Below are 13,889 nucleotides of genomic sequence, written 5' to 3'. Positions count from 1 at the left end.
GGGCGGTGGCTCGGAGTTCGGCACAAGCGCCCCTCGACTTCGCTCGGGACGAGCGGGAATGAGCGACTATTCCAGCTCCAGGATCACCGCATCCACCTGCAGGCTGTCGCCCGGCTTCGCCTCGACCCGCTTGACCGTGCCCGCCTTCTCCGCGCGGAGGATGTTCTCCATCTTCATCGCCTCGACGGTGGCGAGCGGCTGGCCGGCCTCGACCTTGTCGCCTTCCTTGACCGTCAGCGACACGAGCAGGCCGGGCATCGGGCAGAGCAGGAATTTGGACAGGTCGGGCGGCACCTTCTCGATCATGTGCCGGGTGAGCGCGGCCACGTGGGGCGGCCAGACGTCGACAAGGTGGGAAGCGCCGCGCGTGGTGAGCTTCCAGCGGCGGCCCTTGCGCTCGACGCGGATGGCGACCGGCTCGCCGTCGACGGTGCCGTCGAACAGCGGCTGACCAGGCGCCCAGTCACCGGCAAGCGACAGGCTGCGATCGCCGTCGATCGTGGCGATCAGACCGTCCTCATCCTCGTCGAACGAGACGTGGAGGTCGCGCCCGCCGATCCGGACCACGCGCTCGGCGGCGACGCCTTCATGGCCGTTGAGCTGGCCGCTGATCTCGGCGCCGCGGGCGTCGGTCTCCAGGCCGATCATCGCGGCGACGGCAGCGATGCGGTCGATGAGCGGGTCCGACGCCGGCGCGCCGTGGAACCCGTCCGGATATTCCTCGGCGATGAAGCCGGTGGTGAGCGCGCCCGAGCGGAAGCGCGGATGCTGCATCAGCGCGGAGAGGAAATCGATATTATGGCCCGGGCCGTCGATCTCGAACCGATCGAGCGCGGCGACCTGCGCGTCGATCGCTTCCTCGCGCGTTGGCGCCCAGGTGATGAGCTTGGCGATCATCGGGTCGTAGAAGCGGGAAACTTCGCCGCCTTCCGCCACGCCGTCGTCGACCCTTACCCTTCCGTTCGTTTCGAGCGAAGTCGAGAAACGCGTGTCCACCTGCTCCGAGCCCCGCTTCTCGACTTCGCTCGAAGCGAACGGAGTTTGGGTGCCCGGTGTGCGATACCGCACCAACCGCCCCGTGCTCGGCAGAAACCCGCGATACGGGTCCTCGGCATACACCCGGTTTTCGACCGACCAGCCGTTGATCTTCACATCCTCCTGGCCGAACGCCAAACGCTCGCCCGCCGCGACGCGGATCATCTGCTCGACAAGGTCGAGGCCGGTGATCTCCTCGGTCACGGGATGCTCGACCTGCAGGCGGGTGTTCATTTCGAGGAAGTAGAAGCTCTCGCCGGTCGTATCGGCGCCGGAGACGATCAGCTCGACGGTGCCCGCCGAATAATAGCCGACTGCCCGGGCCAGCGCGACCGCCTGCTCGCCCATGGCCTTGCGCATCTTCGGGCTGACGAAGGGCGACGGCGCCTCCTCGACCACCTTCTGGTGGCGGCGCTGCACCGAGCATTCGCGCTCGTTCAGGTAAACGATGTTGCCGTGCTGGTCGCCCAGCACCTGGATTTCGATGTGGCGCGGACTTTCGATGAACTTCTCGATGAACACGCGGTCGTCGCCGAAGCTGGCGAGGCCCTCACGCTTAGCCTTCGCGCACGTCCTGCTCGCTCCAGGCCAGCCGCATGCCCTTGCCGCCGCCGCCAGCCGAGGCCTTCATCATCACCGGGAAGCCGATGTCCTTGGCGATGCGAACGGCCTCTTCGGTGTCGGCGATCTCGCCCAGATAGCCGGGCACGACATTGACGCCGGCCTGCTTGGCGAGCTTCTTCGACTCGATCTTGTCGCCCATCGCAGCGATTGCGTTCGGCGGCGGCCCGACAAAGGCGATCCCCGCCTCCGCACAGGCGCGCGCGAAGCTCTCGCGTTCGGACAGGAAGCCATAGCCCGGATGGATGCAGTCCGCGCCCGTCTCCTTGGCGGCGAGCAGGATCAGGTCCGCCTTCAGATAGGACTCCGCCGCCGGCGCCGGCCCCAGCCGCACCGCCTCGTCCGCCATCATCACATGGGGCGCCCGCGCATCCGCATCCGAATAGACCGCGACCGTCGCGATCCCCATCTTCTTGGCCGTGCGGAACACCCGACACGCGATTTCGCCGCGATTGGCGACCAGGATTTTCTTGAACATCATTCCTCGACTGCCAACTGCCTAAGCTGCTCGGTCCGCTCTTTGGTGAGCTTAGCTAGACACAGGTTTAGGAGCATCGGCGCCATACTACCTCCCCTTGCGCCATATCCTTCTGATACACAGTGTGCGTCCCGGTATTTGAGCCAAGCTCGCTGGCCCGCCAACAAAGCCGCATGATACCCAGGGCCGCCATCGGGTCGGTTGAAGTCGCGATCAGCCGCCTTCATCGCGGTCGATGTCCGCGCCCACTGCCGGTTGAGTGCGGCATCGGCGGCCGCGTAATCCTTGCCCGCGCAGAAGTTCATGTCCCGCTGAGTGACAGCATCGTCGCAGTTGACTTCAGTCTGCATCGCCATTGAGATTAGAAGGGCGAGGATCATTGGACGTGGCCTTCCGCGCTCACTGAAGGAGCAGCTTTCAGCCCCAGCTTCGCGAACAGTGCCGCGTCAGCATTGTCACCGGCGTTCGGCGCGGTCAGCAGCTTGTCGCCGGTGAAGATGCTGTTTGCGCCGGCGAGGAAGCAGAGCGCCTGGGTCGGCTCGGACATGCTCTCGCGACCCGCACTCAGCCGCACCATGCTGAGCGGCATGGTGATGCGGGCGACGGCGACGGTGCGGACGAACTCGATATCGTCGATCTTGGACATCGGCGTGTCAGCGAGCATGTCGCCCAGCACCGTGCCCTTGACCGGCACCAGCGCGTTGACCGGCACGCTTTCGGGATGGCGCTCCAGCGTCGCCAGCGTGTGGATGAAGCCGACGCGGTCCTCCCGCGTCTCGCCCATGCCGACGATGCCGCCCGAGCAGACGTTGATCCCCGCGCCACGCACATTGGCCAGCGTGTCGAGCCGGTCGGCCATCGTCCGCGTGGTGATCGCCCGCTCATAATATTCCGGGCTGCTGTCGATATTGTGGTTGTAATAGTCGAGGCCGGCCTCGGCGAGCTGCTCGGCCTGGGATGGCGTCAGCATGCCCAAGGTCATGCAGGTCTCCAGCCCCATGGTGCGGACGCCCTTCACCATCTCGACGATGGCGGGCATGTCGCGGTCCTTCGGGTTGCGCCAGGCGGCACCCATGCAGAAGCGCTGCGAGCCCGCATCCTTGGCCTGCGCGGCCATCTGCAGCACCGCGCGCGGGTCCATCAGCTTGGTCGCCTTGACGCCCGAACTCGCATGCTTGGACTGGGAGCAATAGCCGCAATCCTCCGGGCAGCCGCCGGTCTTGATGCTGAGCAGGGTGCAAAGCTGGACCTGATCCGGCGCGTGGTGGGTGCGGTGGACGGTCGCGGCGCGGAAGAGGAGGTCGGTGAAGGGGAGATTGAAGAGGGCGCGGATTTCCTCGCGGGTCCAATCGATCCTTACTCCGTTCGCTTCGAGCGCAGTCGAGAAGCGGGGCTCGGAGTGCGTGGACGCGCGTTTCTCGACTTCGCTCGAAACGAACGGATTCTTTTCTGCCACCTCCGTCACTCCGCAGCCTCCTCGACCGGGGGCATGTTGTGGCCGAGCAGGCGGAGCACGTCGGCCGCGCACTCGACCAGGTTGCTGCCGGGTCCGTAAATGCCGGCCACCCCAGCCGCGCGCAGATACTCATAATCCTGCGACGGGATGACCCCGCCCGCAGTGACGCGGATGTCCGGCCGGCCAGCTTCCTTCAGCAGCCGGATCAGCTCGGGGATCAGCGTCTTGTGACCGGCTGCGAGGCTGGAGGCGCCGACCACGTCGACATCCTTCTCCAGCGCGAGCATCACCGTCTCCTCCGGCGTCTGGAACAGCGGCCCGCTGATCGCCTCGAAGCCCAAATCGGAAAAGGCCGAGGCGACCACATTGGCGCCGCGATCATGCCCGTCCTGCCCCATCTTGGCGACGAGGATGCGGGGCTTGCGGCCACGGCGGCGCTCGAACGCCTCGACGCCGGCGACGACCGCCTCCCAGCGGCTGTCATCGGCATAGGCGCCGCCATAGACGCCCTTCACCGGCGTCGGCACGGTGCCATAGCGGCCGAACACATCCTCCATCGCCTTGGAGATTTCGCCGAGCGTCGCGCGTGCGCGGGCGGCCTCGACGGCCAGGGCGAGGAGATTTGATCCTCCCCGGACCGGGGAGGGGGACCGATCGGCGTCAGCCGATTGGTGGAGGGGGCCCTCCGGTTGGGTGCTGGTGACTGGGCCCCCTCCACCATGCTTCGCATGGTCTCCCTCCCCGTTCCGGGGAGGATTTGCAGCAGCCTTCCTCAGAGCCTTCAGTGCACTTTGGCACGCCGCCTCGTCCCGTCCTGCCTTGACCCGCTCGATGCGGGCGATCTGGGCTTCGCGGACGCGGTGATTGTCGACGTCGAGGATCTCGATTTCGGACTCTTCGAGCGGCTTGTATTTGTTGACGCCGACGATCACGTCTTCGCCACGATCGACGCGGGCCTGTTTGGCGGCGGCGGCTTCCTCGATCATCGCCTTGGGCCAGCCGGCGGCGACCGCCTTAGCCATGCCACCTTCGGCCTCGACCCGCTCGATGATCTCCCACGCCTTTTCGGCCAGCTCGTTCGTCAGCGCTTCGACATAATAGGAGCCGCCCAGCGGATCGACTACCTTGGTGATCCCCGTCTCTTCCTGGATCACCAGCTGGGTGTTGCGGGCGATGCGGGCGGAGAAGTCGGTCGGCAGCGCGATCGCTTCGTCGAGCGCGTTGGTGTGGAGCGACTGGGTCCCGCCCAGCACCGCCGCCATTGCCTCGATCGTGGTGCGGATGACGTTGTTGTAGGGGTCCTGCTCCTGCAAACTCACGCCCGAGGTCTGGCAATGGGTGCGGAGCATCTTCGAGCGATCCTCCTTCGCGCCCAGCATCGTCATCGCGCGGTGCCAGAGCAGGCGGGCGGCGCGGAGCTTCGCCACCTCCATGAAAAAGTTCATGCCGATATTGAAGAAGAAGCTCAAACGCCCTGCAAAAGCGTCGATATCCAGCCCACTTTCCTGGGCGGCGCGGACATAAGCCATCCCGTCGGCCAGCGTGAAAGCCAGCTCCTGCACGATAGTCGAGCCGGCTTCCTGGATGTGATAGCCGCTGATCGAGATCGAGTTGAACTTCGGCATATGGGCCGAGGTGTAGCCGATGATGTCGGAGACGATCCGCATGCTCGGTTCGGGCGGATAGATATAGGTGTTCCGCACCATGAACTCTTTGAGGATGTCGTTCTGGATGGTGCCGTCGAGCTTGTCCTGCGAGACGCCCTGCTCTTCCGCCGCGACGATGAAGAAGGCGAGGATCGGAATCACCGCGCCGTTCATCGTCATGGAAACCGACATCTGGTCGAGCGGAATGCCGTCGAACAGGATCTTCATGTCCTCAACGCTATCGATCGCAACGCCCGCCTTGCCGACATCGCCGGTGACGCGCGGGTGGTCGCTGTCATAGCCGCGGTGGGTGGCGAGATCGAAAGCAACCGACAGGCCCTTCTGCCCGGCGGCCAGGTTGCGGCGATAGAAGGCGTTCGATTCCTCGGCGGTCGAGAAGCCGGCATATTGGCGGATGGTCCAGGGGCGGCCGGCATACATCGACGCGCGCACGCCGCGCGTGAACGGCGCGAAGCCGGGCAGGCCCGGGTCGAGCGTGGCCGTGTCGTCCGCCGTGTAGAGGGGCTTGACGGCGATCCCTTCCGGCGTGGGCCAGGTGAGGTCGCGGCCCTTCACTTCCTTCGCGGCGAGGGCGGACCAGTCGTCCAGTGTGTGCTTGTCAGTCATCGCTCTGGCTCCACGCGGCACGCATGCCCTATCTTCCCTTGAACGCCGGCTTGCGCTTTTCGAGGAAGGACAGGCCGCCCTCGCGCGCGTCCTCGCTGTCGCCGGCGATGCGCTGGTGCTCCGCCTCCATCGTCAGTGCCTTGGCGTAGTCGCTCTCCAGCGCGGCTGCGAGGCCCTGGCGCATCAGGCCGAGCGCGCGGGTCGGGCCGGCGGCCAGGCGAGCAGCGAGCGCGTTCGCCTGGTCCATCAGCTCGGCATCGGGCACCGCCTTGTAAATCAGGCCCCATGCTTCGGCCTTGGCGGCGGGAATTCGCTCGCCGAGCAGCATCATCTCGGTCGCCCGCGCCTTGCCGACCATCCGCGCCAGCATCCAGCTCGCCCCGCCATCCGGCACCAGCCCGATATTGGCGAAGGCCTGGAGGAAATAGGCGCTCTCACCCGCAATCGCGAAATCGGACGCGAGCGCGAGGCTGCAGCCGATACCCGCCGCGGGTCCGTTCACGGCTGTCACAACCGGCACGTCCAGCCGCGCGATCTTCATCATCGTCGGATTGTAGCTGCGGGTGAGCGCACGATAGGATTTCTGCCCCCCGCCTGCCGCCGCCTCGGCGCCGCCCGCGGCCAAATCCGCACCCGAGCAGAAAGCCCTACCCTCGCCAGTGATCAGCACCGCACGGGCACCGCCCAGATGGTCGAGCGTGTCGGCAATCTCGTCGAACATCGCCGGGGGAGCCGCATTGAGGCGCTCCGGCCGGTTCAGCGTGATGGTGAGCACGTCGCCGGTGCGGGTGGTGCGGATGGTCTGGTAATCGGTCACAGGCTTGAACCCCAATCCATTCGTTTCGAGCGAAGTCGAGAAACGCGCATGACGCCCAGCTCCGCTTCTCCACTTCGCTCGAAGCGAACGGAAGAGAAAAGCGTCAGCCGTCCATCAATGATCTTTGGGCGTCTCCATGATCTCGGTCAGCACCCCGCCCATGTCCTTGGGGTGGACAAAGAAAATCGGTGTCCCATGCGCGCCGATGCGCGGCTCGCCGAGCACCTTCGCGCCCTTCGCCTCGAACCAGGCCTTGGCCTCGTGAATGTCCGGGACTTCGTAGCAGAGATGATGCTGGCCGCCCGCCGGGTTCTTCGCGAGGAAGCCGTGAATCGGCGAGCCCTCGCCCAGCGGCTCGATCAGCTCGATCTGGCTGTTCGGCGTGTCGACGAAACACACCTTCACGCCCTGCGCCGGCAAGTCGAACGGCTCCCGGATCACCCCCGCCCCCATCACGTCGCGGTAGAAGGCGATGGAATTTTCGATCGACGGGGTCGCGACCCCGACATGGTTCAAGCGGCCGAGTTTCATGCGCGTTCCCCGGCGAAGGCCGGGGTCCAGCCCGGCGACAAGGATGGGCCCCGGCCTTCGCCGGGGAACAGGCTAAAGCGGGATATTGTCATGCTTCTTCCATGGGTTCTCGAGCTGCTTGTTGCGCAACTTCCGTAGCCCCAGCGCGATCCTCCGCCGCGTCGAATGTGGCATAATCACTTCGTCGATAAAGCCCTTGCTTGCCGCCACGAACGGGTTGGCGAAGCGGGCCTCGTATTCGGCGGTGCGCTCGGCGATCTCCTCCAGCGTCTTGCCGCGGAAGATGATCTCGACCGCGCCCTTCGCGCCCATCACGGCGATTTCGGCGGTGGGCCAGGCATAATTGAGGTCGCCGCGCAGATGCTTGGACGCCATCACGTCATAGGCGCCGCCATAGGCCTTGCGCGTGATGACGGTGATCTTGGGGACGGTTGCTTCGGCATAGGCGAACAGCAGCTTCGCGCCGTGCTTGATGATGCCGTTATGCTCCTGCGCGACGCCGGGGAGGAAGCCGGGCACGTCCACGAAGGTCACGATCGGAATGTCGAAGGCGTCGCAGAAGCGCACGAAGCGGCCCGCCTTCTTCGCCGAGTTGATGTCGAGCACGCCGGCCAGCACCATCGGCTGGTTGGCGACGATGCCGACGGTACGCCCTTCGACGCGGCCGAAGCCGATGATGATGTTGCCCGCATGCGCCGGCTGCAGCTCGAAGAAGTCGCCTTCGTCCACCGTCTTCCGGATCAGCTCGTGCATGTCATAGGGCTGGTTGGCGTTGGCCGGGATCAGCGTGTCCAGGCTTTCATCGACCCGGTCCCACGGATCGGAAGTCGGGCGCTCGGGCACATGCTCGCGGTTGGAGAGCGGCAGGAAGTCTATGAAATCGCGGGCCGCGAGCAGCGCATCGATGTCGTTCTCGAACGCAACGTCGGCCACGCCGGATTTGGTCGTGTGGGTAACGGCGCCGCCCAGTTCTTCCTGGGTGACCACTTCATTGGTGACCGTCTTCACCACATCCGGACCGGTCACGAACATGTATGAGGAATCCTTCACCATGAAGATGAAGTCGGTCATCGCCGGCGAATAGACCGCCCCGCCTGCGCAGGGGCCCATGATGAGACTGAGCTGCGGCACCACGCCGGACGCGAGCACGTTGCGCTGGAACACCTCGGCATAGCCGGCGAGGCTGGCGACGCCTTCCTGGATGCGCGCGCCACCCGAATCGTTCAGGCCGATCACCGGCGCGCCGACCTTCATCGCCATGTCCATGATCTTGCAGATCTTGGACGCGTGGCGTTCCGACAGCGAGCCGCCGAAGACGGTGAAGTCCTGGCTGAACACGAAGACGAGGCGGCCGTTGATCGTGCCCGATCCGGTGACGACGCCGTCGCCCGGCACCACCTGGTCCGGCATGCCGAAATCGACGCAGTTATGTTCGACATACATGTCGAGCTCTTCGAACGAGCCCTCGTCGAGCAGCACCTCGATCCGTTCGCGCGCGGTCAGCTTGCCCTTGGCATGCTGCGCGTCGATGCGCTTCTGCCCGCCGCCGAGCCGCGCCTGTCCGCGGTGCCGTTCAAGTTCGTCGAGAATGGTCTGCATGCCTCGCCATTGCCGGGATCGCGCGCGAGTGCAAATGTGGAGTTGCGAAGTTGCGAACGTGTAGTTTGCAAACACTGCAGCGGAGGAGTGCCCAGTGGGACGCAGACTATTTGCCGGTCAACGCCTCCGAGCGCTCCGCTGTCGGAACGGGCTGGGTCAGGCTGCGATGGCACAGCGGCTCGGAGTCTCCGTCAGCTACCTGTCCCAGCTGGAGACGGACGATCGCCCTCTCACCTCGGCGGTGCTCGCAGCGCTCGGCCGCGCCTTTCCCCTGGAGCTGGACGCGCTCGAAGCCGACGATCACACCACGCGCTTCGCCGCCGCCCGCGCCGTGCTGGACGATCCGCTTTTCGGTGACGCACGCCTTGCCCCGGACCTGGTCGCGCGCCTGGCCGAACAACAGCCGGAACTCGCCGACCGCCTGATCGCGCTCCACTCCGCCTTTCGCGCCGCCGAAGAACGGCTGCAGATCCTCGACGAAACGATCGGCGCCGGCGCGGACCAGGGGGCGCGGCTGCCCTGGGACGAAATCCGCGACTGGTTCCATGAGGCCGGCAACTATATCGACCTGCTTGACCGCGGCGCCGAGGCGCTGGCGGCGGAGCTGCGCGGCGCCAGCGACAATGCGCTCGTCGAGCGCCTCGCCGGAGCTCATGGCGTGACGGTAGAGGAGATGGCGGAGCTGGACGCCTCGGCGATCCGGCGCTTCGACGCCTCACGGCGCGCGCTCCTGCTCGGATCGGCGCTTCCGGCGGAGAGCCGGCGTTTCCAGCTCGCCTGGCAGCTGGTCGCGCTGGAAATGGGGCGCGACATCGCGGCGATTGCCGAGAGCGCTGCCCTGCGCACCGTCGAGGCGCGCCGCCTGCTCGGACTGGGCCTGACCAACTATGCTGCCGGCGCGTTGCTGATGCCGTATGAGAAGTTCCGCACGAGCGCCCGGACCCTGCGCCACGATATCGACCGGCTGTCGCGGCGGTTTGGAGTCAGTTTCGAACAGGCGTGCCACCGCCTGTCCACCCTGCAGCGGCCGGGCGGGCGCGGCATCCCCTTCTTCTTCTGCCGCGTCGATCTGGCGGGGAATATCACCAAGCGCCACTCGGCCACCCGGCTGCAATTCGCCCGGTTCGGGGGCGCGTGTCCACTCTGGGTGGTGCATGAGGCCGCCGCCATCCCCGACAGGGTTCTGGTCCAATTGGCCGAAACGCCGGATGGCGTCCGCTACGTGTCGATGGCCAAGGGCCTGGTGAAGCCTTCCGGGCGCTATGATCGCAGCCCGCGCCGCTATGCCGTGGCGCTTGGCTGCGAAGTCACCCACGCGGGCGACTTCGTCTATGCGGACGGCCTTGATCTGGAACGCGGACGCGCAACACCGATCGGCATTTCCTGCCGCATCTGCCCGCGCACGGATTGCGACCAGCGCGCCTTTCCGCCCACCGACCGCGCGATCCGAATTGCTCCAGAACGGCGCGATATCGTTCCTTACACGATCACCTGACTTGCGTTCGGCACCCTGCCCGGCGATGAACGGCGGCGCAGGAGGGTGCATGGCCGATCTTTATCCGGTTCCGAGCGAATGGGCGAAGCGCGCCCGCGTCGACTCCGACAAATACACGCAGATCTACGGGCGATCGCTGGCCGATCCGGGCAGTTTCTGGCTGGAGCAGGCGCGGCGACTGGACTGGATCAAGCGGCCGGAGATCGCCGGCGACTGGTCGTTCCGGGAAGAAGATTTCCACATCAGCTGGTATCCGGACGGCAAGCTCAACGCCGCCGCCAACTGCCTCGATCGGCACCTGAAGACTCGACCGGACCAGCTCGCGATCATCTGGGAACCGGACGATCCAGCCGAACAGCCGCGGCGCTTCACCTATCGCGAGCTTCATGCCGAAGTCTGCCGCTTCGCCAATGTTCTGAAGGCTCAAGGCGTCGAAAAGGGCGATCGCGTCACCATCTACATGCCGATGATCCCCGAGGCGGCGTTCGCGGTCCTCGCCTGCGCACGGATCGGCGCGATCCATTCGGTGGTGTTCGGCGGCTTTTCGCCCGAGGCGCTCGCCGGCCGCATCCAGGATTGCGACAGCCGCATCGTCGTCACAGCCGACGAAGGTCGACGCGGCGGCAAGAAGGTGCCCTTAAAGGCCAATGTCGATGCCGCGACCGCGCATGCGCCGAGCCTTGAGAAGGTGCTGGTGGTGCGCGCGACCGGCGGCGACCTGTCTATGCGGGACGGGCGCGACGTCTGGTACCATGACGCCGCAGCCGGCGTGGAGACGAACTGCCCGCCCGAGCCGATGGGGGCGGAAGACCCGCTCTTCATCCTCTACACGTCGGGTTCGACGGGCAAGCCCAAGGGGGTGCTGCACACGACCGGCGGCTATCTGACCTGGGTCAGCTACACGCACGAGCTGGTCTTCGACTATAAGCCGGGGCAGATCTATTGGTGCGCGGCCGATATCGGCTGGGTCACGGGACACAGCTATATCCTCTATGGCCCGCTCGCGAATGGCGCGACGACGCTGATGTACGAAGGGGTGCCCAACTGGCCGACGCCCTCGCGTATCTGGGAAGTGGTCGACCGGCACCAGGTCGAGATCGTCTATACCGCGCCCACGGCGCTGCGCGCGCTGATGCGCGAAGGCGATGAGTGGGTACGAAAGACCAGCCGCAAGTCACTGAAACTGCTCGGTACAGTTGGCGAACCGATCAACCCCGAGGCGTGGCGCTGGTATCACCAGGTGGTGGGCGAAGGCCGCTGCCCGATCGTCGACACCTGGTGGCAGACAGAAACCGGCGGCGCCCTGATCGCGCCCCTGCCCGGCGCCACCGACCTGAAACCCGGCTCCGCTACCCGCCCGCTGCCCGGCGTCGATCCGCAGATCGTCGATGCGGACGGCAATGTCCTGCAGGGCGCGACCGAGGGCAATCTCTGCATCGCCAAGAGCTGGCCGGGGCAGATGCGCACCGTCTGGGGCGATCACGGCCGCTTCTTCCAGACCTATTTCACCACCTATCCGGGGAAGTACTTCACCGGCGACGGCTGCCGCCGCGACGAGGACGGCTATTACTGGATCACCGGCCGGGTGGACGACGTGCTGAATGTCTCCGGTCACCGCATGGGCACTGCCGAAGTGGAGAGCGCGCTGGTCCTCCACCCGAAGGTCGCGGAAGCCGCCGTCGTCGGCATGCCGCACGAGATCAAGGGCCAGGGCATCTATGCCTATGTAACGCTGAACGTCGGCGAGGAGCCGAGCGACGAACTGCGCAAGTCGCTGGCCGCCTGGGTCCGCACCGAGATTGGCCCGATCGCCACGCCCGATGCGATCCAGTTCGCGCCCGGACTGCCCAAGACCCGCTCCGGCAAGATCATGCGGCGGATCCTGCGCAAGATCGCCGAGGGCGATGTCTCCAGCCTGGGCGACACGTCCACGCTGGCGGATCCCGCGGTGGTCGATGATCTGGTCGCGAACCGGCAGTCTGCCTGACGTGAACTGAGGATTCCGGTGATCGACAGGCCGAACGAATGGCGCCGGCAGGTGCCCCTGAAAGCATGAGCAAGTCCCCTCCTCTCCATCCCCTGCTTCAGCAGGCGGTCCAGCTTTCGGTTGCGGGCCGCAATGCGGAAGCCGTGCTGATTATCGGACGCCTCGTGGCCGAGCAGCATCCGCAGGCGCTCGCCATGATGGCGGAGATGAAGTGGCGCGGCGGGATGGTGCCGCAGGACCCGGTTGGCGCGCGCGAAATGTGGAGGCGCGCCGGAGATCTCGGCCACGCGCAGGCGGCAACGACCACCACCAATTTGCTCGCAAATGGCGTCGCCGGCACGCGGGACTGGCCGGCGGCGCTGGAGCGCCTGAGGCAGGAAGCCCGGCGCTTGCCGCAGCGCAAGGCGGCGCTGCAGCTGATCGAGAAAATGTCGCTGGACGGCCGGGGCGATCCGGTGCGGCAGTTCGCTCCCGAGGTGTTGGCGGAGCGGCCTGACGTGCGTCGGGTCGAGCGGCTCTTCACCGCGGCCGAGTGCGATTATCTGCGCCAGCTCGTCGACAAGGAATATGAGCCCTCGGTCGTGAACGATGCCTCCGGGCGGCCCGTCCGTGATCCGATCCGCACGTCAGACGGGGCCAGCATCCACTGGATGATCGAGGATCCGGCCGTCCACGCGCTCAACCGGCGCCTCGCCGCCGTCAGCGCTACAGCTTACGAGCAAGGCGAGGCGACGCTGATCCTGCGCTACAAGGGCGCGCAGGAATATAAGCCGCATTTCGATTTCGTCCGATCCGAGGACAATCAGCGCTTCAAGACGGTGCTCGTCTATCTGAACCACGACTATGAAGGCGGCGAGACCTATTTCCCCGAAATCGACCTGAAGGTGAAGGGCCGCAAGGGCGACGCGCTGATCTTCACGAGTGCACTGCCCGACCGCAGCGTGGACCCGCTGTCGAAGCACGCCGGCCTGCCGGTCACGCGCGGCACGAAATATCTCTTCACCAAGTGGATCAGGGAAAGGAAATGGGTTCCTTGATCAAAGGTGATCTTCCGGAACCATCGCCTGGTGGAGAACTCGAACGACTGAGACGATTTCACCATCATAATCGTAGAAGATGCGGTGCTTGCGAACGCTCAAGGAGCGAACTGGCGGCCTGATCCCCTCATATTCCGGCCCGCTTTCAGGAAGCTGCGACAATCGATCGAGTGCCCGTTCCAGCGCGCCCATATACTCCTCAGCGACTAAAGCGCCGAAGTTGTCGAAGCTAAACTCCTCGATGCGGATAAGGTCGGCTTCAGCCCGCGGCCGAATGACGAGGCGCGTCATGCCGCTTCGGAACGCTTCCTCCGCAGGTCATCAAAGACCTGCTTATACTCGCGGGCGGGGCCAGAGGCGCGCCCTTCATCGATCGCCGCCTGCAGGGTCGCCAGCCGCTGGGCGCGTCGCTCGTCATTGCGGAGCAGCTCGCGGATATAATCGCTCGCGCTGCTATATCGGCCACCGCCGATCTGGTGTTCGATCCAGTCTTTGAGACCCTCCGGCACGGACACATTGATCTGCGGCATCGGCGCGCTCCTACACTTTCGCGCAATATA

At 65.8% G+C, this 13,889-nt stretch carries 11 protein-coding genes and 1 pseudogene; 3 read left to right on the top strand and 9 right to left on the bottom strand.

What is annotated here, in order from left to right:
* Positions 1 to 66: 66 nt before the first annotated feature.
* The 7 genes and pseudogenes from HJG53_RS00240 to HJG53_RS00210 form a co-directional block, all read right to left on the bottom strand.
* Positions 67 to 2,134 (bottom strand): annotated as a pseudogene (locus HJG53_RS00240) (biotin carboxylase N-terminal domain-containing protein).
* Entirely contained in the window at positions 2,134 to 2,514 is a 381-nt protein-coding gene (locus tag HJG53_RS00235; RefSeq protein ID WP_171127245.1) for a lysozyme inhibitor LprI family protein, read from the bottom strand. Before HJG53_RS00235 ends, HJG53_RS00240 begins: the two are co-directional and overlap by 1 nt.
* Complete coding sequence (bioB, locus tag HJG53_RS00230) at positions 2,511 to 3,488, bottom strand: biotin synthase BioB (RefSeq protein ID WP_368039505.1); 978 nt, start codon at positions 3,486 to 3,488, stop codon at positions 2,511 to 2,513. The genes HJG53_RS00235 and bioB overlap by 4 nt, the downstream gene beginning before the upstream one ends.
* Positions 3,489 to 3,595: 107 nt before the next feature.
* Positions 3,596 to 5,863 carry a methylmalonyl-CoA mutase gene (gene scpA / locus HJG53_RS00225; protein WP_171127244.1) on the bottom strand — a complete coding sequence of 756 codons (2,268 nt, stop codon included), beginning with the start codon at positions 5,861 to 5,863 and terminating at the stop codon, positions 3,596 to 3,598.
* Between the two features lie 28 nt (positions 5,864 to 5,891).
* Positions 5,892 to 6,695, bottom strand: a complete 804-nt coding sequence (locus tag HJG53_RS00220; protein WP_217352550.1) for an enoyl-CoA hydratase-related protein — start codon at positions 6,693 to 6,695, stop codon at positions 5,892 to 5,894.
* A 99-nt stretch (positions 6,696 to 6,794) separates the two neighbouring features.
* Positions 6,795 to 7,211, bottom strand: coding sequence for a methylmalonyl-CoA epimerase (gene mce / locus HJG53_RS00215; protein ID WP_171127242.1), 417 nt, complete (start codon positions 7,209 to 7,211; stop codon positions 6,795 to 6,797).
* A 72-nt stretch (positions 7,212 to 7,283) separates the two neighbouring features.
* Entirely contained in the window at positions 7,284 to 8,810 is a 1,527-nt protein-coding gene (locus tag HJG53_RS00210) for an acyl-CoA carboxylase subunit beta (RefSeq protein WP_171127241.1), read from the bottom strand.
* Positions 8,811 to 8,976: 166 nt separating this feature from the next.
* On the opposite strand from HJG53_RS00210, the gene HJG53_RS00205 reads away from it, so the two are divergent.
* From HJG53_RS00205 to HJG53_RS00195, 3 genes are all read left to right on the top strand, one after another.
* The gene (locus tag HJG53_RS00205; protein WP_254447451.1) at positions 8,977 to 10,305 is read left to right on the top strand and encodes a short-chain fatty acyl-CoA regulator family protein; all 1,329 of its coding nucleotides are present in this window, start codon (positions 8,977 to 8,979) and stop codon (positions 10,303 to 10,305) included.
* 49 nt (positions 10,306 to 10,354) lie between these two features.
* Positions 10,355 to 12,292: an acetate--CoA ligase gene (gene acs, locus HJG53_RS00200; protein WP_171127240.1), complete on the top strand. Its 1,938-nt coding sequence runs from the start codon at positions 10,355 to 10,357 to the stop codon at positions 12,290 to 12,292.
* Between the two features lie 65 nt (positions 12,293 to 12,357).
* Complete coding sequence (locus HJG53_RS00195) at positions 12,358 to 13,329, top strand: 2OG-Fe(II) oxygenase (RefSeq protein WP_171127239.1); 972 nt, start codon at positions 12,358 to 12,360, stop codon at positions 13,327 to 13,329.
* Here HJG53_RS00195 and HJG53_RS00190 read toward each other — a convergent pair whose 3' ends face one another.
* Together HJG53_RS00190 and HJG53_RS00185 are read right to left on the bottom strand one after the other, a co-directional pair.
* Complete coding sequence (locus tag HJG53_RS00190; RefSeq protein WP_171127238.1) at positions 13,330 to 13,620, bottom strand: type II toxin-antitoxin system RelE/ParE family toxin; 291 nt, start codon at positions 13,618 to 13,620, stop codon at positions 13,330 to 13,332.
* The gene (locus HJG53_RS00185; RefSeq protein WP_171127237.1) at positions 13,617 to 13,859 is read right to left on the bottom strand and encodes a type II toxin-antitoxin system ParD family antitoxin; all 243 of its coding nucleotides are present in this window, start codon (positions 13,857 to 13,859) and stop codon (positions 13,617 to 13,619) included. Before HJG53_RS00185 ends, HJG53_RS00190 begins: the two co-directional genes overlap by 4 nt.
* Positions 13,860 to 13,889 lie beyond the last annotated feature (30 nt).

This window comes from Sphingomonas sp. ID1715 (genome assembly GCF_013044515.1).
Taxonomy (GTDB): domain Bacteria; phylum Pseudomonadota; class Alphaproteobacteria; order Sphingomonadales; family Sphingomonadaceae; genus Sphingomonas_B.
This window is presented reverse-complemented; position numbering and strand designations above follow the sequence as displayed.